Source organism: Nocardioides sp. HB32, assembly GCF_054058995.1.
The window spans coordinates 967,423-986,544 of sequence record NZ_JBSSBS010000001.1 but is presented as its reverse complement, the minus strand read 5'-3'; the positions used below and the strand labels follow the sequence as shown (position 1 = coordinate 986,544).

Sequence of the window (19,122 nt, the reverse complement as noted above, 5' to 3'; positions counted from 1 at the left end):
TTGACACGCGTCAACAATCCCTTCGGAGGAGCCATGGAGCAGGGCCGGGTAGCGGTGGTGGTGGGCGGCGCGTCGGGCATCGGGGCGGCGATCGCGACGGCGTTCGAGTCCGACGGGTGGCGGGTGGTCGTCGCCGATCTCCCGGCCACCGACGTGACCGACGAGGACTCGGTCGCGGCGATGCTGGACGGCGTCGTCGCGTCGCACGGCCGGCTCGACGTGGTGGTCAACAGCGCGGGCGTCTCCACGCTCGGCAACGTGGTCGACCTCGCCGTCGACGAGTGGCGCCGCGTGGTGGACGTCTGCCTGACCGGCGCGTTCATCGTGACGAAGCAGGCAGGCCTCCGGCTCTCCGCGGGCGGCGCGATCATCTCGCTGTCCTCGCTGAACGCGCGCCAGCCCGGCGCCGGGCTCGCGCCGTACTGCGCGTCGAAGGCCGGCCTCTCGATGCTCACCCAGGTCGCGGCGCTGGAGCTCGCACCGCGCGGCATCCGCGTGAACGCGATCGCTCCCGGCCTGGTCGTCACGCCGCTGACCCAGCCGGCGATGGACATCCCCGGCATCGAGGACGACTATCTCGAGAACACCCCGCTCGGCCGCTCCGGCCGGCCCGACGAGATCGCGTCCGCCGCGCTGTACCTGGCGACCGCGGAGTGGGTGACCGGCGAGGTGCTGGACATCAACGGCGGCGCGCACCTGATGCGCTACCCGGACCTGCACAAGCACGTGCTGGCGGCGTTCTCGTAGATGCCTCCGTCCCCCGCCGTCGTCAGGCTCGCCTGACCGCGCTGAGGAGGTCGTGCCGCGGCACCGGGTTGTCGCGCTGCGCCTTGCAGGTCAGCCGGGCCGCGGACGCGGGGTCGTGGGTGGTGCGCACAGCCACGTCGTACCTGCCGCCGGCAACGCCGAAGGTCGCGGTCGTGACGTCGCCGTCGCGCGACTGCCCCAGCAGCACGACGTCGTCCTCGCGGGTCGCCCCGAGCTCGCGACGCAGCTCGACCTCAGCAGCCTGGACGGCCATCGGGTACGACGCGCGGCCGCGCAGGTGGTCGAGGTCCAGCTCGCCGGCCAGGTGCGCGCCCGCGACGGCGATCGAGGAGACCGGGTCGAGCCGGCCGTAGTAGAGGCCGTGCGGCAGCACCACGAGGTTCGCGGCGAACCGGTCGCCGCCGATGTGCGAGACCTCCCAGGTCTCCTCGGGGTGCGCGGCGTCGAGCGCCTTCGCCACGGGCCGGCCGCGCTCGGCGCAGCAGGCGTCGTGCCGGCCGTTGGTGCACACGCAGAACAGTGACCCGTCGTACGCCGTCAGCCCGCTGGACCCGCCCTCGCGGAACGCGGTGAGGTCGAGGTCGAGCACCTCCCGCTCGTCGCCCAGCACGCCGGTCTCGATCCGCGGCCGGGCCGCGTCGGCGTACGCCGCGAACACCCGGACGCCGTCGCCGTCGGGCTTCGAGCTGAACCGGCGGATCAGCAGGATCTTGGCGCGGTAGGCCTTCGCCTGCTGCTTGAGTGCCGCCCCGAGGCCGTCGGGGAGGCGGGCGTCGAGGAGCGCGTCGTCACCCCACGGCCCGACGTGCTCCAGCAGCAGCCAGGTGCGGACGTGGGTCGCGGTGCCGGCGACGCGCTCGTCCCGCAGGAGGCTCTCGGCCGCGCAGCGCCACGCCCGATGCTGGGGGGTCACCCGATCGCCAGGAGCCCTTCGCGCACCAGGCGCCGGCAGAGGACCAGGTTGCTCTGCGGGTCCAGGGGCAGGTCCGCGGGCGTCAGCTCGTCACGGGCGCGGATCTCGTCGAGCGCCGGCCGGATCCAGGCGGGGACCGTCATCGCGCGGTCGCCGAGGAGCACCTCGAGCCGGTCGCCGCGGTCCAGCAGCACGCAGGGGTGGCCGGTCCGGCGGCGGAGCACGGTGTCGGCATTGACCTCGCCCAGCACGTCGTGCAGGCCGCCCGGGAGCCGGGGCGGGCGGCTGGTCAGGAACCGGCGGATCTCCGCCTCGACGGCCGCGGGCGCGTCGACCCGGCGTACGGCGTCGGCCACCGCGGCCAGCCGGTCGGCGAGTGCCGCGGAGAGCTCGCCGGGATCGTGCAGGTAGCCGGCCGGCAGGTGCTCGTCCGGTACCGATGCGACGACGTCCTTCAGCGAGCGCTCGACGAGCCCGCGCCAGGTCAGCTGGTTGATCCCGAGGGTGACGTGCAGCGAGACGGTCTGCTGCGCGCGGGCGGCGTGGGGGGTGCCGCTGGGCAGGTACATCGAGAGCCCCGGCTCGAGGAGCACCTCCTCGGGACCGTCCTGGCCGTGCACCTCCCACAGCTTGGAGCCCGCGGTCTGGAACACGAAGACGTCGTGGGAGTCGGAGTGGACGGCGAAGCCCTGGGAGCCCGGCGGCGTGAGGTAGGCGTTCGCCTGGCAGGGGTGGCCGAGCTCCAGCTCCAGCTCGGCGACCAGCTCGGTGAGCGGTGGCCAGTAGCGCTGCAGGCCCTGGAACACGACGGTCGCGCCGTCGTGGAACAGCGCGAGCGCCTTGCGCCCGTCGACCAGGCCGGACAGCGACTTGCCGGCGAGCGTGGCGCTGCGGGTGTACGCCGACTCCGGGAGCACCGCGCCGTCCTTGGCCATCCGGATCGACGGCGTGCGGATCGCGGTCGAGGTGAGCAGGTGGTCGGCGTCGTCGAGCGAGAGCAGCCCGACCAGGGCGTCCGGATCGGCCCGGTGCAGGTGCGTGCGCGACGCCCAGACCTTCGTGAGGAAGGTCTGGGCGTCACCGCTGAGCAGGTCGAGAGCGCTCAGGAGGCGTCCCCGTCGGTGCCGTCGCTGTCGCCGCCGTCGGTGCCGTCGCTGTCGCCGCCGTCGGTGCCGTCGCTGTCGCCGCCGTCGGTGCCGTCGCTGTCGCCGCCGTCGGTGCCGTCGCTGTCGCCGCCGTCGGTGCCGTCGCTGTCGCCGCCGTCGGTGCCGTCGCTGTCGCCGCCGTCGGTGCCGTCGGCGTCGCCGCCGGTCAGCGGGTCACCCGCCGGAGCAGTCGTCATCTCGTCGTCGCTGAGGGGCTCTTCGGGTGTCATGCGTCCTCCTGTGTGCGTGGGTGATCGCCAGTCTGCTGCGCGGCGGTCCGGCGGACAAGCGGTACGCCTGGCTCGTGGGCGCTACACCAGCCCCCGGCGCCGTGCGATCGCCGCCGCCTCGGTCCGGCCGGAGGCGTCCAGCTTGCCCAGGATGTTGGACACGTGGACCGAGACGGTCTTCGCGCTGATGAACAGCTGCTTGGCGATCTCGCCGTTCGACCGGCCCTCCGCGACCAGCGCCAGGATCTCGGTCTCGCGCGGGGTCAGGGCGTCGGGTGCGGCCTCGGCCCGCACCGGCGTGGTGCCGATCGCACGCAGGTCCTCGAGCAGTCGTACGGCGCCGAGCCGGTGCGCGGCGTCGCGCGCCCGGTCGCCCAGCGCGCGAGCCGCCGCGACGTCACCGGTCGCGCGCAGGATCCCGGCGAGCGCGGTGCGGACCCGGGCCAGCTCGTGCACGTGGCCGAAGTCCTCGTACAGCGCGATCGCGTCGCGCCAGGTGTCGACGAGGGCGTCCTGCGGCGGCGCGTCGATCCCGGCCAGCCAGCGGAACCGCAGCGTCTCCGCGTCGAGCCGCTTCATCCACGCGCGACCCTCGGGTCCCCAGTGGCCCGAGGGGTCGGAGTACCGGTCGAGCACGACGTGGCCGTCGGCGTGGATGCGGTCGACCTTCACGGCGTACGCCGTGCGCTCGGCCGTGGAGAGGCTCGGCACGGCACGGTTGACCGCGGCGACGGCGAGCGCGCCGAGCCGGATGCGCGCGCTGAACCACTCGTGCCAGATGCGGCTGAGCACGGCGACGACCCCGTCGTACGCCTCCACGGCGCCGGCCGCGTCGCCGCGGTAGCCGGCGGCGTCGATCTCGACCGCGGCGGCGTTGATCGCGACGCCGCCCTCGCGGGCCCAGAACTTCCGCAGCGACCGGGCGTCCGGGGCGATGTCCTCGCCGCGCGCGAGCCGGATGTGCAGCCGCAGCGGCTCGAGCAGCGCGCGCGGGATCGGCGGCGGGTTGTCGGCCGCGACGTCGGTCAGCGCCATCGCCTCGTCCCAGCGGCCGAGCACGTCGTACACCCAGGCGAGCTGCCAGCGGGCCTCGAACGCCCACGGCGCGAACGGGATCCCGGCGGCGGCGCCGCGGTCGACGGTGCTGCGGAACCACTCCTCGGTCTCCTCGAACTCCGCCCAGTCCTCGTAGGAGCGCCCGAGCAGGTAGCGGGCCCGCAGCTCGGACGAGAGCGCCCCGGACTCCTCGGCGCGGGCCACCGCGTCGCCCAGTGCCTCGCGCAGGCCCTCCTTGGGCCCGGCCTTCTTCAGCCCGGAGAGCGTGGTGATGACGTCGGAGGCCAGCTCGCTGAGGTCGAGCTTCTCGGCGAGGGTGAGCGCCTCCATGCCGACGCTCTGCGCCTCGTCGTAGCGGCCCGTGTTCGCGAGCACCCGGGCGTGGTTGGCGAGCACGCGGGTGCGCAGCCCGGTCTCGCCGTCGGGGCACCAGCGCGACCGCGTCCTCGGAGATCGCCGCCGGGTCGTCCTTCCCCTCGATCATCGTCATCAGATGGGCCTGCGTGGACAGCATCCGCGCGCGCCAGGCGGTCGGGGCGTCGGTCGGGAGCCGGTCGACCTGCTCGACGATGACCTTCACGGCGCGCTCCGGGTCACCGCTGGCCGAGAGGGCCTCGGCGGCGCTGACCACGAGCTTCGACAGATCGAGGTCGACCTGGGCGCAGCGGCGCGGGTCGACGAGGAGCTCGAGCGCCTGCTGGTAGTGGTAGGCCGCCTCGTCCGGGCCGCCGACCTGGCTGGCCTCGTTGCCGGCCTGGATGCTCGCGGTGAGCGCGGTGTCCAGGTCGAGCGCGAGCCGGGCGTGCCGCGCGAGCTCGGCTGCCGTCCCACTGCCGGCGCCGGACTGGAGCGCGGCGGCGTACCGCTCGTGCAGGCGGACCCGCTCGCCGGGCAGCAGGTCGTCGTACACCGCCTCGCCGAGGAGGGCGTGCCGGAAGTTGTAGCGACCGTCGGTCGCGACCAGGATGTTCATCTCGACGGCCTTCCGCACGCCCTCGTCGAGCTCGTCGGCACCGAGGCCCGAGACCTCGACGAGCAGGTCGTGGGCGACCTTCCGGCCGGAGACGCTGGCGGCGCGGACCACCTGCCGCGCGTTGTCGTCGAGCCGGTCGAGGCGCACGAGCAGCACGTCCGCGAGGTCGGCCGGCACCCAGCGCCCGGGCCCGGCCGCGGCGCTGGTGAGCTCCTCGACGAAGAACGCGTTGCCCTCCGCGCGGCCGACGATGTCGGCGAGCTCCTTCTCGGACAGGCCGTCGGGGACGAGCTCCGCGATGAGGGCGCGCACCGCGTCGTCGGACAGCGGCGACAGCGCGACGCGGCGCACGCCCCGGAGGCGGGACCACTCCGCCACCTGGCGGCGGAGCGGGTGGCGGCGGTGCAGGTCGTCGGAGCGGTACGACGCGACCAGGGCCACCGGGCCGCCGAACGGGCGGGAGAAGAGGAAGCTGAGCATGTCGCGGGTCGACTGGTCGGCCCAGTGGAGGTCCTCGATGACGAGGAGGAGCGGCGCCTTGGCGGCGGCCGCCTCGAGGAGCGCGTGGACGGCCTCGAACAGCTCGCCGCGATCGAGCGCGTGGCTGTCGTCGCGGGCCTGGCCCATCATCCGGCGGCCGGGCTGGAGACGGGCGAGCGCCGGGTAGGCGGTGGCGACCTCGTCGACGACGTCGGGCAGGTCGGCGGCGACCCGGCCGAGCACCTCGGAGAACGGGAGGTACGGCAGGGCCGAGTCGCCGAAGTCGAGGCAGTGGCCCGCGAACACCTGCCAGCCCTCCGTGAAGGCGAGGTCGCGGAGCTCGGTGAGCAGCCGGGTCTTGCCGACGCCGGCGTCGCCCGAGAGGAGCACGGCGGTCGTCTCGCCGTTCACCATCTCCACGGACGGCCGGACGCCGAGCAGCGAAGCGACCTCCGCCAGCTCGGCGTCTCGGCCGACCAGGGTCCGGCTGGTGTGTGTCACGCCGGTGATTGTCTCCTCTTCCGTGGTCGTGTGCTGGATCAATTCCGGGGCCATCACGGTGCGCCTGTCAGCGCACCGTCGTCCAGCCCGCTTCCCCGTCGTCCCGGCGACGCAGCTGCTTGCGCCGGCGCCGGCCCGTGAACTCGTCCCGGATCCGGTCCAGGCGGTACTCCAGCTCGGATTTCACGTAGTCACGGTGGATGGTGTTGTCGTACATGGTGGGCTCCTCAGCTCCTCGGTGGTGATCACGAGGTTCGTCGGCTGAGGTAGGCCCGCACATCGGGCAGGTGCCTTATCTCCCGGGGACGGGTGCCTTAGGCGCCCGACGTCGACACCGGCAGGACGCAGAACTCGTTGCCGGACGGGTCGAGGTAGGTGCGCCACGGCAGGTCGCCCCAGCCGGGGTGGATCCGCCGTCCACCACGCTCGGCGATGCGGGCCTCGACGTCGTCGGGGTCCTCTCCCGCGTCGAGCCGGACGTCGAGGTGCAGCCGGTTCTTGGCCGTCCCCTTGGGCGCCTGCTCGGGGCAGAGCTCGAGCAGCAGGCCGCGTCGCGAGGGGTGGCGCAGCGACCGCGGCGCGACACCGTCGGTGGCGGTCCAGCCGGTCAGCCAGGACCAGAACGCCGCATCCCGCTCCGGGTCGGCCGAGTCGAGCGGGAGCGCCGCCACGGGTCCGGTCCCGGCGTACGCCGCCCGGTCCTCCATCACGCAGCACGGGTTGCCCTCCGGGTCGGCGAGCACCACCCAGGGCACGTCGCTCTGGCCGATGTCCAGGTGCCGTGCGCCCAGCCCCAGCAGCCGCTCGACCTCCTCGGCCTGGCGGTCCCCACCCGCGAGGTCCAGGTGCAGCCGCGGCGGCCCGGGCGCCGGCTCGGCGACCCGCTGGAAGCACAGGTCGAGCACCGGCCCGCCCTCGACGGCGAGCCGCGTCTCGAAGCCCTCGGGCACGTCGGTCAGCCGCTCGCCGCCGACCACCGCCTCCCAGAAGCGGCCCAGCCGCTGCGGGTCGACGGCGTCGAAGACGAGGTTCTCCAGGTACATGCCTCCACCGTAGGTCGAGACGCTCAGCCTGGTCGCCCGGCGATCCAGGTCTGGACGACGAGGGGGACGCCGGGGCGGTACGCCAGGTGCACGTGGGTGGGGGCGTCCAGGACCGCGAGGTCAGCCCGCCGGCCGACGACCAGCGCGCCGACGTCGTCGCGGTCGAGCGCCTCCGCGCCGCGGTACGTCGCCGCGTGCACCGCCTCGGCCGGGGTCATCCCCATCTCGCGCACGGCGAGCGCGATGCACAGCGGCACGGAGCTGGTGAAGCAGGAGCCGGGGTTGCAGTCCGACGCGATCGCCACCCGCACCCCGGCGTCGATCAGCCGCCGGGCGTCGGGGTAGCGCTGACGGGTGGAGAACTCGACGCCGGGCAACAGGGTGGCGATGGTGCCGCTGTCCCTGAGCGCGTCGACGTCCTCGTCGGCCAGGTAGGTGCAGTGGTCCACGGCGAGCAGGCCGAGCTCGGCGGCGAGCCGGACGCCGTCCCCGTAGCCGAGCTGGTTGGCGTGCAGCCGCCCCCTCAGGCCGGCCCCGGCGCCGGCCCCGAGGATGGCGCGGGCCTGGTCGGCGTCGAACGCACCGCGCTCGCAGAACACGTCGATCCACCGGGCGTGCTCCCGGGCCGCGTCGAGCATCGGGCCGGTCACGAGGTCGACGTACTCCCCCGGGTCGCCGTCGGGGACGACGTGCGCACCGAGGTAGGTCGTCTCCTCGGTGAACTGCCGGGCCACCGCGAGGCTCCGGGCCTCGTCCTTCACGGTGAGGCCGTAGCCGCTCTTGATCTCGACGGTCGTCGTGCCCTGGCGACGCATCTCCTCGACGAGCCGGGCGACGTGGCTGGTGAGCTGCTCGTCGGTGGCCGCCCGGGTGGCTGCGACGGTCGTGCGGATGCCGCCGGCAGCGTACGGCGTGCCGGCCATCCGCGCGGCGAACTCCTGGGCCCGGTCGCCGGCGAAGACCAGGTGGGAGTGGGAGTCCACGAAGCCGGGCACGACCGCGCGGCCGCCGAGGTCGACGCGCTCGTCGGCGTCGGGTGCGTCGGCGGCCCGGCCGGTCCAGGCGATCCGGCTGCCCTCGACGACGAGCGCGGCGTCCTGGACCAGGCCGAGCAGGTCCTCGGCCTCCGGGTCGTTGGTGACGAGCTCGCCGATGTTGGTGATCAGGGTCGTGGTCACGGTGCTCTCCCCCAGAGTGTGCTCAGCGCCTCGTCGAGCTCGCGCCCGATCTCCTCGTGGTGGTCCCTGGTGGCGACCACCCGGCCGCTCGCGACCACGTGGGTGACGTCGGCTGCGGTGGCGGCGAAGACCGCGGTGTTCTCGTCGGCCCCGGTGCCGGCGGTGCGCGGCCCGGTCGTGCCGATCGTGACCAGGTCGGCGCGCTCCCCGACCGCGATCTGCCCGCCGGCGCCGATCGCGAGCAGCTCGGCCGCCGACCAGTGGCCGCGCACCTGCGTCGCGAGCCGCTCGTCCATCTCGAGCCCGCGCAGCTCCTCGAACGGGTCGATCACCGCGTGGCTGTCGCTGCCGATGCTGATCCGGCAGCCCGCCGCGACGAGCCGGCGCGCCGGGCCGATGCCGTCGGCCAGGTCGCGCTCGGTCGTCGGGGTGATGCAGGCGTTGGTCCCGGTGCTGCCGAGCAGGTCGACGTCCTCGTCGGTCAGGTGGGTCGCGTGCACGACCGTGGTGCCGGGGCCGAGCAGCCCCTCGTCGTGGAGGAGCCGGGTGGGGGTGACGCCGTACGCCGCGAGGCACGCCTCGTTCTCCGCCACCTGCTCGGAGAGGTGGACGTGCAGCGGCGCCCGGCCCCGGAACACGTGCAGCTGGTCGCGCGGGACGGCCCGGACGGAGTGGATCGCGGCGGGCCCGTCGCCGACCCGCTCGGCCCACCGCTCCGCCGTCCCGTCGCTCCAGCGGAGCTGGACGCCCTCGGGGGGCGCGCCGAAGCCGCTGCTGAGGTAGCAGGTGTCGAGCAGCGTGATCGCGATGCCGGCCTCGGCTGCCGCTGCTCGCAACGCGTCGCCCATCGCGGGCTCCGGGTCGTGGAGGTAGTGGAACTCGCTGACGCTCGTGTAGCCGGACGCCGCCATCTCGCGGTAGGTGGCCCGCGCCAGGGCGAAGTAGCTGTCCGGGGTGAGCCGCTCCGCCACGGCGTACATCTGCTCGCGCCAGGTCCAGAACGTGCCGCGCTCCCGCTGGGTCCGGCCCCGCAGCGCCCGGTGGAACGCGTGGCTGTGGTCGTTCGCGAGGCCCGGGATCGTGAGGCCGCGGAGGGTGGCGGCGTCTCCGGTCGGGTTCCTCCGGTCGGCCGGAGAGACCCTCGCGAAGCAACCACCCTCGATCTCGACGAGCACGTCGTCCCGGACGGCGCCGTCGACCCAGGCCCGCTCGAGCAGGTAGGAGGTCACCGGGCGAGCCGTTCCAGGGTGTCGGCGAGGGCGGAGACGCCGACCAGGCAGTCGGGCATCTCGGCGTGCTCGGCCGGGGAGTGCGAGACGCCGGTCGGGTTGCGCACGAAGAGCATCGCGGTCGGGATCCCGGCCGCGGCCAGGATGCCGGCGTCGTGCCCGGCCTGGGTCGGGATCACGGGCCAGTCGCCGCCCTCGTGGTCCGCGGCGACGAGCGCGGCCAGCGTCGGGTCGAACGCGACCGCGCGCGACACCGACTCGGGCGTCATCGTCAGCGTCGTCCCGTCGCGGGCGGCCCGGTCCGCGGACTGCGCGGTGATCGCCTCGACCAGCTCCTCCAGCTCGGCGTCGCTCGCGCACCGCGCGTCGAGCCACGCCCGGACCAGGGACGGTACGGCGTTGGTGCCGTTCGGCGTGACCTCCACCCGGCCGAACGTCGCCCGCTGCCCGGCCAGGCGCGCCTGCTTGTTCGCCCCGAGGGCCGTGAACGCGTAGGTGAGCATCGGGTCCACGCGGTCCTCCATCCGCGTGGTACCGGCGTGGTTCGCGGCGCCGGCGAACTCGAAGCGGTACCTCCCGTGCGGCCAGATCTCGCTCGCCACCCCGATCGCCTCGCCGCGGTCGACCAGGTCGCGGCCCTGCTCGACGTGCAGCTCCACGAACGTGCCCACCGACGACAGCAGGGACGACGTGCCGCCGGGCACCACGTCACCGAGCGCCACGCCGTCGCGGTCCGTCAGCTCCCGGGCGCGGTCCCACGCCATCGCGCCGGTCGCGAGCCGTGAGCCGAGGCAGGCCAGCCCGAAGCGGGAGCCCTCCTCCTCGGCGAACACCGAGACCCCGATCGGTCGCGCCGGCGTGAACCCGCGCGAGCGCAGCAGGTCGACGGCGGCCAGCGCGGAGACGACGCCGAGCGGGCCGTCGTACGCCCCACCGTCCAGCACGGAGTCGAGGTGCGAACCGGTCAGCAGACCCGGGCCGGAGCCGGCGTCCCACCACGCGACGACGTTGCCGAACCCGTCGGCCTCCACCCGCAGCCCGCGCGCCGCGCACTGGGCCTCGAACCAGGCGCGGAGCTCCTGCTCGGGAGCGGTGAACGGCTGCCGGAAGTAGCCGCCGGACGTGGCCGACCGCCCGACCGGGGCGAGGTCGTTCCACATCCGCTCGAAGTCATCCGGCACAGTTCCTCCCATGGAGTTCCAGGACGTGGTCCGCCGCCGCAAGATGGTCCGCAACTACTCGACCGAACCGGTCGACCCGGACATCGTGGACCTGGCGCTGCGCAACGCGACCCGCGCCCCGAACGCCGGCTTCAGCCAGGGCTGGGCGTTCCTGCTGCTGGACACTCCCGAGGACGTCGCGCGGTTCTGGGACGTGACCGCGGACGACGCCGCCCACCCGGACACGTGGCTCGCCGGGATGATGAAGGCGCCGGTCGTGATCCTGCCGTGCTCCAGCAAGGCGGCGTACCTGCGGCGGTACGCCGAGGGCGACAAGGGCTGGACGGACCAGGACGAGGCCCGGTGGCCGAAGCCGTTCTGGGACATGGACACCGCGATGGCGGCGCTGCTGATGCTGCAGACCGCGACCGACCACGGCCTCGGCTCCTGCTTCATCGGCATCCCACCCGTCCGCGAGGACGCGGTGCGCGCGGCGTTCGCGATCCCGGACGACTTCGACCCGGTGGGTGTCGTGACCATCGGCCACGCGGCCGAGACCGTCGGGGCGGCCGGGTCGTCGACCAAGCGGCCGCGCAAGCCGATGGACGGCCTGGTGCATCGCGGGCGTTGGTGACACGGGACCAGTCCATCGGGGCGACGTCCCGCGGTCAACGACCGCGCCGTACCGCGGGTCTCGCATCCGAGACGGACTAGCCTCGGGCCGTGACGCACCGCGGAGTCGAGAAGCTGCAGGCCCTGGTCCGGATCCCGACCGTCTCGCACCGCGACCGCAGCCTCGTCGACGTCGGCGTGTTCGACGCGTTCCTGGCCGAGCTGGCCACGCAGTTCCCGCTGCTGCACGAGCGGCTCGAGCCGACCCCCGTCGACACCCACGGCCTGCTGTTCCACTGGCCCGGGCGGAGCGCCGACCGGCCGGTGGTGCTGATGGCCCACCTCGACGTCGTACCCGTCGACGACGAGGAGCGGTGGACGCACCCGCCCTTCGGCGCCGAGATCCACGACGGCGCGGTCTGGGGCCGCGGGACCCTGGACGACAAGGGTCAGCTGGTCGCGGCGTGCGAGGCGGTCGAGACCCTGCTCGAGCAGGACTTCGTGCCCGCGCAGGACGTCTGGCTGTCCTTCGGCTGCAACGAGGAGGTCTCGGGCGACGCGGCTCCGCTCGCCGTGGCAGAGCTGGAGCGGCGCGGCGTACGCCCGTGGTTCGTCCTCGACGAGGGTGGCGCGATCGCGGCCGAGGCCTTCCCCGGCGTGGCCGCCCCGATCGGCGTGATCGGCGTGACGGAGAAGGGGGTGACCTCCCTCGAGCTGCGGGTCGAGGGCCGCGGCGGGCACGCGTCGACCCCAGCCAGGAACGGCCCGACCGCCCGACTGGCGCGTGCCATCACCCGCCTGGACCGCCACCAGATGTCCGCGAGCACCCCCGAGCCGACCGTCGAGCTGCTCCGCCGGCTGGCGCCGCACGCGTCCGCCGCGCTGCGGCCGCTGATGGCGAACGCCGGGCGGCTGGGCCCGCTGCTGACCCGGGTGCTGATCGCGGCCGGCCCCGAGCCGGCCGCCATGACCCGGACGACGTTCGCGATCACGACGCTGTCCGGGTCGCCCGCGCTCAACGTCATCGCGAGCACGGCGCGGGCCGGGGTGAACGTCAGGATCATGGTCGGCGACACGGTCGCCTCGGTCCTCGAGCACGTCCGGCGGACGATCGACGACGACCAGGTCCGGGTGAGCGTGGTCGACCAGCACGAGCCGAGCCCGGTGTCGCCGATGGACGAGGCGTTCGGGCTGCTCGAGGCCACGATCCGCGAGGTGTTCCCCGACGCCGTACCCGCGCCGTACGTCATGATGGCGGCCACCGACTCGCGCTTCTTCACCCGGATCTGCACCCGGGTCTACCGGTTCGCGCCGTTCCGGATGACGAAGGCTCAGCGGGAGTCGATCCACGCGTACGACGAGCACCTCGGGGTCGACGCCTTCGTCGACGGCGTGCGGTGGTACCAGCGCCTGATCGAGAGGATCCCCGAGTGAGCATCACGGCCGACCCCCGGGCGCGGAGCCTCCTCGCGATCGTCGGGTTCCTCGTCTGCGTCGAGCTCGCCAGCGGTGTGCTCCAGGGGTTCTACACGCCCATCTACAGCGACATCGCCGACCACCTCGACATCAAGGACGCCGACGTCAACTGGTTCGAGGCGGCCCAGCTCATCGTGTCCGCGCTCGTCGTACCTCCGCTGGCCCGGCTCGGCGACCTGGTCGGCCACAAGAAGGTGCTGCTGCTCTCCACCGCGGTCACCGCGCTCGGCTCGTGGATCCTGGCGTTCGCGCCGTCGTTCACGACGTTCCTCATCGGCTTCGCCGTCCAGGGCGCGTACGTCGTGTGGCTGCCGCTCGAGGTCGCGATCATCCACCGGCGTACGGCCGACACCGGTCGGCAGAACCTGCTCACCCGCCGGGGTGCCGCCGTCCTCGTCGGGGCCCTCGAGCTGGCCGTGATCATCGGCGCGGTGACCAGCGGCGCCCTGGTCGAGGCGACGTCGATGACGTTCCTCCTGGCGTTGCCGGCGATCGTCGTGACGGTCGTGCTCGTGGTGATCTGGTTCGGCATCGAGGACGCTCCCGGTACGTCGACCGGCGGGCTCGACCTCGGCGGCCTGGCCCTGCTGACGGCCGCGCTCGGCCTGGTGATGGCCGGCCTGATCGTGATCCGCCTCGACGGCCCCGGCAGCGTGCCGGCCTGGGGCCTGGTCGTCCTCGGCCTGCTGGCCCTGGTGCCGTTCGTCCGCTACGAGGAGGCCCAGGAGCAGCCGCTGGTGGACATCGGCCTGCTCCGCGCGCCCGGTCAGTGGCCGGTGCAGCTGACGGCGTTCCTGTTCGGCATGTCGGTGCTCGGGGCGCAGATCCCGCTGTCGACGTTCGCCCGCACCGACCCGGACGTCGCCGGCTACGGCCTCGGCGCGACCGCCGGCTTCGTCTCGACGTTGATCGGGGTGTACGTGATCTTCCTGGCGGTCGGCGCGTTCACGCTGCCGCTGACGACGCGGCTCCTGGGCGCGCGCGGCGCGCTGGTGACGTCGGCGCTGCTGGTCGCCGTCGGGTACGCGCTGTGGCTGCCGTTCCACGACCACACCTGGCAGGCGCTGATCAACATGGCCGTCGCCGGTCTCGGCTCGGGCGCGCTCGTCGCGGCGCTGCCGGCCACCGCGGCCGCCGCGGCACCGCCGGAGCGGACCGGCTTCGCGACCGGGATGACGAACGCGACCAAGACCGTCGGCGGCGCAATGGCCTCCGCGATCTTCGCGATCGCGCTCTCGGCCACCGGCTCGATCGCGGACCCGGCGAAGGGACATGCCCCGCTCTCCGGCTACCTCACCGTCTGGACCGTGTGCGCCGTCGCTGCCCTGCTCGCGGCGTTCGCCCTCCTGATGCTGCCCCGGCACGTCGCCGAGGAGCCCACGCCCGCCCTGCGGTAGGCGGTTTCCGGTAGTCCCTGGCGAAAATGCTCTCGATCGGCCCGGCCGGGAGCAGTTTCGGCAGGGACTATCGTCGAAGAGTGCCCGAGAGCGAGGAGAGGTCGGAGGGCCGTCCGGAGCGCGGTCCCGAGCGCAGGGACGTGCCCGCGTCGGGATGGGCGGCCGCCCGGGCGCGCATCGAGCAGCAGCAGACCTGGGTGGACCTGCAGATCCGGCAGGCGATGGAGCGTGGCGAGTTCGAGAACCTCCCCGGGGCCGGGAAGCCGATCGAGGGCCTGGGCGAGCACCACGACCCGGACTGGTGGCTGAAGAAGCTGGTCGAGCGGGAGCGGATCACCGTGCTGCCGCCGAGCATCGCGCTCCGCAAGGAGGACGCCGAGCTCGACGACGCGCTGGACAAGCTGTTCTCCGAGGGGGAGGTGCGCCGGCACGTCGAGGACTTCAACGCCAGGGTGGTCCGGGCCAGGTACTCCCTGCACCCTGGCCCGCCGCTGATCACGATGCCGCGGGACGTGGAGGCCACCGTGGCCGCCTGGCGGGAGCGTCGCGAGGCACGACGGAGCCGGCGTACGGAGCCCGCCGTACCTCCCCGCAAGCGGCGCTGGTGGAATCTCCGGAGGAGACGTCCCGAGGGAGGGTCATGAAGAACGTGGGTGTGGTCGGCGGCGGCCTGATGGGCTCCGGCATCGCCGAGGTCAGTGCGCGCGCCGGCCAGGACGTGGTGGTCGTCGAGTCCGGCGAGGAAGCGGCGAAGGCCGCGCTCGGCCGGCTGGAGAGGTCGCTGGAGCGCGCCGCCGCGAAGGGCAAGATCGACTCGGTCGACGAGGTCCTGGGCCGGGTCCGGGTCGTCACCGACCTGGACGCCGTCGCCGACCGCGACGTCGTGGTCGAGGCGATCGTCGAGGACGAGGCCGCCAAGGTCGCGCTGTTCCGGCAGCTCGACACGATCGTCACGACCCCGGACGCGATCCTCGCCTCCAACACCTCCTCGATCCCGATCATGAAGCTGGGCGTGGTGACCTCGCGGCCCCAGCAGGTCATCGGCATCCACTTCTTCAACCCGGTGCCGGTGCTCCAACTGGTCGAGCTGGTGCCCTCCCTGCTCACCTCCGGCGACACGACCGAGCGGTCGCGGGCGTGGGTGCAGGACGGGCTGGGCAAGCAGGCGATCGACTGCCAGGACCGCGCCGGCTTCGTGGTCAACGCGCTGCTGATCCCGTTCATCCTCTCCGCGATCCGGATGTTCGAGTCCGGCTTCGCCTCCGCCGAGGACATCGACCGCGGCCTGGTGCTCGGCGCCGCGCACCCGCAGGGTCCCCTGGCGCTGGCCGACCTGATCGGCCTGGACACCACGAAGGCGGTCGCGGAGTCGTTGTACGAGGAGTTCAAGGAGCCGCTGTACGCCGCCCCGCCGCTCCTGCAGCGCATGGTCGACGCCGGCCTGCTCGGCCGGAAGACCGGCCGCGGCTTCTACACCTACGGCTGACTGTCAGATCCGTCATACCGACGGGTAGCGATCCGCTGCTACGTTCCGGCGCATGAGCGGATCTCGCAGCGCGAAGGACTTCTTCCGACCCCTGGCGGTGGGCGCACCGACCCCCCTCACGGAGATCCCGGCGCGGCCCAGCCGGGCGATCCACTTCTTCGACCCGAGCAACCCGAAGATGGCCGCGAAGGTGCCGGACATGGTGGGCACCGTCGACGTGCTGCTCGGCAACCTCGAGGACGCGATCAAGGCAGACAACAAGGTCGCCGCCCGGGACGGCCTGGTGAAGATCGCCCAGGAGACCGACTTCGGCCCGACTCAGCTGTGGACCCGCGTCAACGCGCTCGACAGCCCGTGGGTCCTCGACGACCTCACCACGCTCGTCCCGCAGATCGGCGACAAGCTCGACGTCGTGATGGTGCCGAAGGTGCAGGGCGCCGAGGACATCCACTACGTCGACCGGCTGCTCGCCCAGCTCGAGGCCAGGGCCGGCCTGCAGAAGCCGGTCCTCGTGCACGCGATCCTCGAGACCGCCCGCGGCGTCGCGAACGTCGAGGAGATCTGCGGCGCCAGCCCGCGCATGCAGGGCGTCTCCCTGGGCCCGGCCGACCTCGCCGCCGACCGGCGGATGAAGACCACGCGGGTCGGCGGCGGTCACCCCGGCTACCTGGTCCGCGAGGACCCGCCGAGCGAGAACGGCGTGGCGAACATCGAGGCCAGCCGCGCGACGTACCAGCAGGACCTGTGGCACTACACGATCGCGCGGATGGTCGACGCGTGCGCGATGCACGGGATCTACCCCTACTACGGCCCGTTCGGCGACATCACCGACGTGGTCGCCTGCGAGGACCAGTTCCGCAACGCCTACCTGCTCGGCTGTGTCGGCGCCTGGAGCCTGCACCCCAAGCAGGTCGCGATCGCCAACCGGGTCTTCAGCCCGAGTGTCGCCGACGTCGCGCACGCTCGGCGCGTGGTCGCGGCGATGGGCGACGGCACCGGCGCGGTGATGCTCGACGGTAAGATGGAGGACGACGCGTCCCTCAAGCAGTGCCTGGTGATGGTCGAGCTCGCGGAGCAGCTCGCCGCGATCGACCCCGAGCTCAAGAAGCAGTACGACGAGGTGGAGGCGTGAGCGACTTCGTGCCCCTCCGCAGCGTCCTCTACATGCCGAGCTCGAACGAGCGCGCCCTGGAGAAGGCGAAGTCCATCGCCTGCGACGGCCTGATCCTCGACCTCGAGGACGCCGTCGCCCCGGACGCCAAGCCAGCGGCGCGCGAGGCCGCCTGCGCGGCCGCCGCCGGCGGCGAGTACGGCGGGCGCACCGTCACCATCCGCGTCAACGGCATCGGCACCGAGTGGCACGAGGCCGACCTCGCGGCCGCCGCGCAGGCCGGCCCGGCCGCGGTCGTCGTGCCCAAGGTCGACAGCGCCGCCGAGGTGCAGCAGCTCGTCGACGCGCTCGAGCGGTACGGCGCCCCGGACCACACCACCGTCTGGGCGATGGTCGAGACGCCGGTCGCGATCCTCGACGCGCTCGCGATCGCCCGCGCGTCCGAGCGGCTCAGCACGCTGGTGATGGGCACCAACGACCTGGTCAAGGAGCTGTACGCCGAGCACGTGCCCGGCCGCGCCCCGATCCTCCCCAGCCTGCACACCGCGCTGCTGGCAGCGCGCGCCTCCGGCATCGCGATCCTCGACGGCGTCTACAACGACGTGCAGGACACCGACGGCTTCCTCGCGGAGTGCCGGCAGGGCCGCGAGATGGGCTTCGACGGCAAGACCCTCATCCACCCCGGCCAGGTCGACGGCGCCAACGCCGCCTTCGCCCCCTCCGAGCAGGCCGTCGAAGACGCGCGCGGCCTGATCGCCGCGTTCGAGGACGGGCAGGGCTCTGGCGTGGTCACCTACAACGGCAAGATGGTCGAGAACCTCCACGTGGAGTCCGCCCGTCGCACGCTCGCGATCGACGAGGCGATCCGGGCCCTGGGCTGATCCACCGGAAGGTTTGCGGCGGACGCCGCGCTGGGTACGCACCTCCTGGGACACTCACAGGGAGGTACGGAAATGGTGATTCTCGGTCTGATCCTCTTGATCATCGGCCTGCTGGCGAACATCCCGGTGCTCACCACCATCGGCGCGATCCTGCTGGTCGTGGGCCTGATCCTGAACCTGGTGCCGATGGGCGGCACCCGGCGGAGGGTCTACTAGCGCTCCGCGCGCTCCAGGAAGTCGAGGACCTTCGCCGCGGGCATCTCGCACGGGCGGAGCTCCTGGGCCACCGTCGTCAGGTACGCGTTGGTGCTGACCACGTCGGAGCCGTCCAGGGCCTCGGCGTACAGCGACACCGCACGGCCGCCGGCACGCAGCGTCTTGGTGACGCCGTACCGGCGGCCGTCGTACGTCGCCTCGGACCAGCCCTCAGGGAACCGGTCGAGGAGCTCGACGAGGCTTCGGGAGCCGCTCAGTCCTGGCCCCGGCGCAGCTGCTCGTCCAGCCAGAGCTTCACGCTGCCGAGCACTCCGGCGACGTCGTGCACCATCTTGCCGAGCGCGTCCTGGCTCTGCCTGAAGGCGTCGGAGTAGCTGCGCGCCGCCTCGGCCGCGGCCTCGGTCACCTTCGCCTGGTCGTCGTCCTGCCGGCGGGGGTACTCACCCGTGAGGATCCGCGTGTACTCGCCGGAGTCGACCCACTTGCGGAGCTCGCTCGCCCGCACCACGGCGAACGGGTGCGAGCGGTTCTCGATCAGGAGCAGCTTGAGCACGGAGTCGCGCAGGTCGGCGTCGTCGTACTCCTGGCCCTGGGCGAAGAACGACGTCGTGTCCAGGTCGTCGAGGTGACCGCCGCTGGCGAGCTGCATGTGCACGCGAAACGCCGTCGCCGGGTCCTGGGTCGCGAGCAGGCCGGCGCGGTCGGCGGACAGCTCGGCCTTGCGCGACCACTCGTACAGCGCCGCCATGATCGCGCGCAGCCCGAGGCCACCTGCGGGGATCGCCGCGAGCACGCCGCTGAGCTGGATCATCCGCTGCAGCAGGGTCTGGTAGACCGCGTGGCCGCTCATCGCGTGGCCGAGCTCGTGGGCGACGACGAAGCGCAGCTCCTCCTCGTCGAGCAGGTCCACGAGTCCCGAGTTGAGCACGATGAACGGCTTGTTCATGCCGATCGTGAGGGCGCCGAACGCCGGGTTGGCGACGACGTACAGCTCGGGCAGCTCCGGCGCGTCGAGCGTGCGGCCGACCTCGCTGAGGATCCGGTGCAGGTTCGCGAACTGGCGCTCGTCCGCGCGGACGGCCGAGCCCAGGAACACCAGGCGCACGGCGCGCTCGTTGAAGAGCCCGGCCATCGCCTTGAGGATCGTGTCGAAGCCCTTGAGCTTCCGCAGCGCGACCAGCGCGCCCCGGTCGGCGGGGTGCTCCCACGCGCGGGAGCTGATGTCGGTCAGCGTGGCCCGGGACCGGACCGGTTGGGTCGTCACGCG

At 73.2% G+C, this 19,122-nt stretch carries 19 protein-coding genes and 1 pseudogene; 9 read left to right on the top strand and 11 right to left on the bottom strand.

Going from position 1 to position 19,122, the window contains the following annotated elements; all coding sequences use genetic code 11:
- A complete protein-coding gene (locus ACVW2K_RS05015; RefSeq protein WP_231496239.1) occupies positions 1–747 on the top strand; it encodes an SDR family NAD(P)-dependent oxidoreductase in 747 nt (248 codons plus the stop codon).
- 22 nt (positions 748–769) lie between these two features.
- On the opposite strand, the gene ACVW2K_RS05010 is transcribed toward ACVW2K_RS05015, so the two are convergent.
- The 9 genes and pseudogenes from ACVW2K_RS05010 to ACVW2K_RS04970 form a co-directional block, all read right to left on the bottom strand.
- Complete coding sequence (locus ACVW2K_RS05010; RefSeq protein ID WP_457201758.1) at positions 770–1,681, bottom strand: sucrase ferredoxin; 912 nt, start codon at positions 1,679–1,681, stop codon at positions 770–772.
- Complete coding sequence (locus ACVW2K_RS05005; RefSeq protein WP_457201757.1) at positions 1,678–2,616, bottom strand: JmjC domain-containing protein; 939 nt, start codon at positions 2,614–2,616, stop codon at positions 1,678–1,680. The genes ACVW2K_RS05010 and ACVW2K_RS05005 overlap by 4 nt, the downstream gene beginning before the upstream one ends.
- A 167-nt stretch (positions 2,617–2,783) precedes the next feature.
- Positions 2,784–3,056: a hypothetical protein gene (locus tag ACVW2K_RS05000; RefSeq protein WP_457201756.1), complete on the bottom strand. Its 273-nt coding sequence runs from the start codon at positions 3,054–3,056 to the stop codon at positions 2,784–2,786.
- A gap of 81 nt (positions 3,057–3,137) precedes the next feature.
- Complete coding sequence (locus ACVW2K_RS04995) at positions 3,138–4,508, bottom strand: LuxR C-terminal-related transcriptional regulator (protein ID WP_457201755.1); 1,371 nt, start codon at positions 4,506–4,508, stop codon at positions 3,138–3,140.
- A 1,069-nt stretch (positions 4,509–5,577) separates the two neighbouring features.
- Positions 5,578–6,120: pseudogene (locus ACVW2K_RS04990) on the bottom strand (ATP-binding protein); the annotation flags it as partial.
- A gap of 260 nt (positions 6,121–6,380) precedes the next feature.
- Positions 6,381–7,109 carry a VOC family protein gene (locus ACVW2K_RS04985; protein WP_457201754.1) on the bottom strand — a complete coding sequence of 243 codons (729 nt, stop codon included), beginning with the start codon at positions 7,107–7,109 and terminating at the stop codon, positions 6,381–6,383.
- Positions 7,110–7,132: 23 nt separating this feature from the next.
- Entirely contained in the window at positions 7,133–8,287 is a 1,155-nt protein-coding gene (hutI, locus tag ACVW2K_RS04980) for an imidazolonepropionase (protein ID WP_457201753.1), read from the bottom strand.
- Positions 8,284–9,516, bottom strand: a complete 1,233-nt coding sequence (locus tag ACVW2K_RS04975) for a formimidoylglutamate deiminase (protein ID WP_457201752.1) — start codon at positions 9,514–9,516, stop codon at positions 8,284–8,286. The genes hutI and ACVW2K_RS04975 overlap by 4 nt, the downstream gene beginning before the upstream one ends.
- Entirely contained in the window at positions 9,513–10,697 is a 1,185-nt protein-coding gene (locus ACVW2K_RS04970; RefSeq protein WP_457201751.1) for an allantoate amidohydrolase, read from the bottom strand. Before ACVW2K_RS04970 ends, ACVW2K_RS04975 begins: the two co-directional genes overlap by 4 nt.
- A gap of 10 nt (positions 10,698–10,707) precedes the next feature.
- Between ACVW2K_RS04970 and ACVW2K_RS04965 the strand changes: the two genes are divergently transcribed.
- From ACVW2K_RS04965 to ACVW2K_RS04930, 8 genes are all read left to right on the top strand, one after another.
- A complete protein-coding gene (locus tag ACVW2K_RS04965; RefSeq protein WP_028638036.1) occupies positions 10,708–11,310 on the top strand; it encodes a nitroreductase family protein in 603 nt (200 codons plus the stop codon).
- 89 nt (positions 11,311–11,399) lie between these two features.
- Positions 11,400–12,722: a M20 family peptidase gene (locus ACVW2K_RS04960; protein WP_028638035.1), complete on the top strand. Its 1,323-nt coding sequence runs from the start codon at positions 11,400–11,402 to the stop codon at positions 12,720–12,722.
- Positions 12,719–14,161 carry an MFS transporter gene (locus tag ACVW2K_RS04955; protein WP_457201750.1) on the top strand — a complete coding sequence of 481 codons (1,443 nt, stop codon included), beginning with the start codon at positions 12,719–12,721 and terminating at the stop codon, positions 14,159–14,161. The genes ACVW2K_RS04960 and ACVW2K_RS04955 overlap by 4 nt, the downstream gene beginning before the upstream one ends.
- Positions 14,162–14,241: 80 nt before the next feature.
- The gene (locus ACVW2K_RS04950; RefSeq protein ID WP_457201749.1) at positions 14,242–14,805 is read left to right on the top strand and encodes a DnaJ family domain-containing protein; all 564 of its coding nucleotides are present in this window, start codon (positions 14,242–14,244) and stop codon (positions 14,803–14,805) included.
- Positions 14,802–15,647, top strand: a complete 846-nt coding sequence (locus ACVW2K_RS04945) for a 3-hydroxybutyryl-CoA dehydrogenase (RefSeq protein WP_457201748.1) — start codon at positions 14,802–14,804, stop codon at positions 15,645–15,647. The genes ACVW2K_RS04950 and ACVW2K_RS04945 overlap by 4 nt, the downstream gene beginning before the upstream one ends.
- Positions 15,648–15,699: 52 nt before the next feature.
- On the top strand, positions 15,700–16,779 hold the full coding sequence (locus ACVW2K_RS04940; protein WP_457201747.1) for an HpcH/HpaI aldolase/citrate lyase family protein: 1,080 nt from the start codon (positions 15,700–15,702) through the stop codon (positions 16,777–16,779).
- The gene (locus ACVW2K_RS04935; RefSeq protein WP_457201746.1) at positions 16,776–17,639 is read left to right on the top strand and encodes an HpcH/HpaI aldolase/citrate lyase family protein; all 864 of its coding nucleotides are present in this window, start codon (positions 16,776–16,778) and stop codon (positions 17,637–17,639) included. The genes ACVW2K_RS04940 and ACVW2K_RS04935 overlap by 4 nt, the downstream gene beginning before the upstream one ends.
- Before the next feature lie 72 nt (positions 17,640–17,711).
- A complete protein-coding gene (locus ACVW2K_RS04930) occupies positions 17,712–17,855 on the top strand; it encodes a hypothetical protein (protein WP_197025357.1) in 144 nt (47 codons plus the stop codon).
- On the opposite strand, the gene ACVW2K_RS04925 is transcribed toward ACVW2K_RS04930, so the two are convergent.
- Together ACVW2K_RS04925 and ACVW2K_RS04920 are read right to left on the bottom strand one after the other, a co-directional pair.
- Positions 17,852–17,992, bottom strand: coding sequence for a hypothetical protein (locus ACVW2K_RS04925; RefSeq protein WP_231496238.1), 141 nt, complete (start codon positions 17,990–17,992; stop codon positions 17,852–17,854). The two genes, ACVW2K_RS04930 and ACVW2K_RS04925, sit on opposite strands and share 4 nt — an antisense overlap.
- A gap of 116 nt (positions 17,993–18,108) precedes the next feature.
- Complete coding sequence (locus ACVW2K_RS04920; protein ID WP_036570727.1) at positions 18,109–19,119, bottom strand: M48 family metallopeptidase; 1,011 nt, start codon at positions 19,117–19,119, stop codon at positions 18,109–18,111.
- Positions 19,120–19,122: the final 3 nt, after the last annotated feature.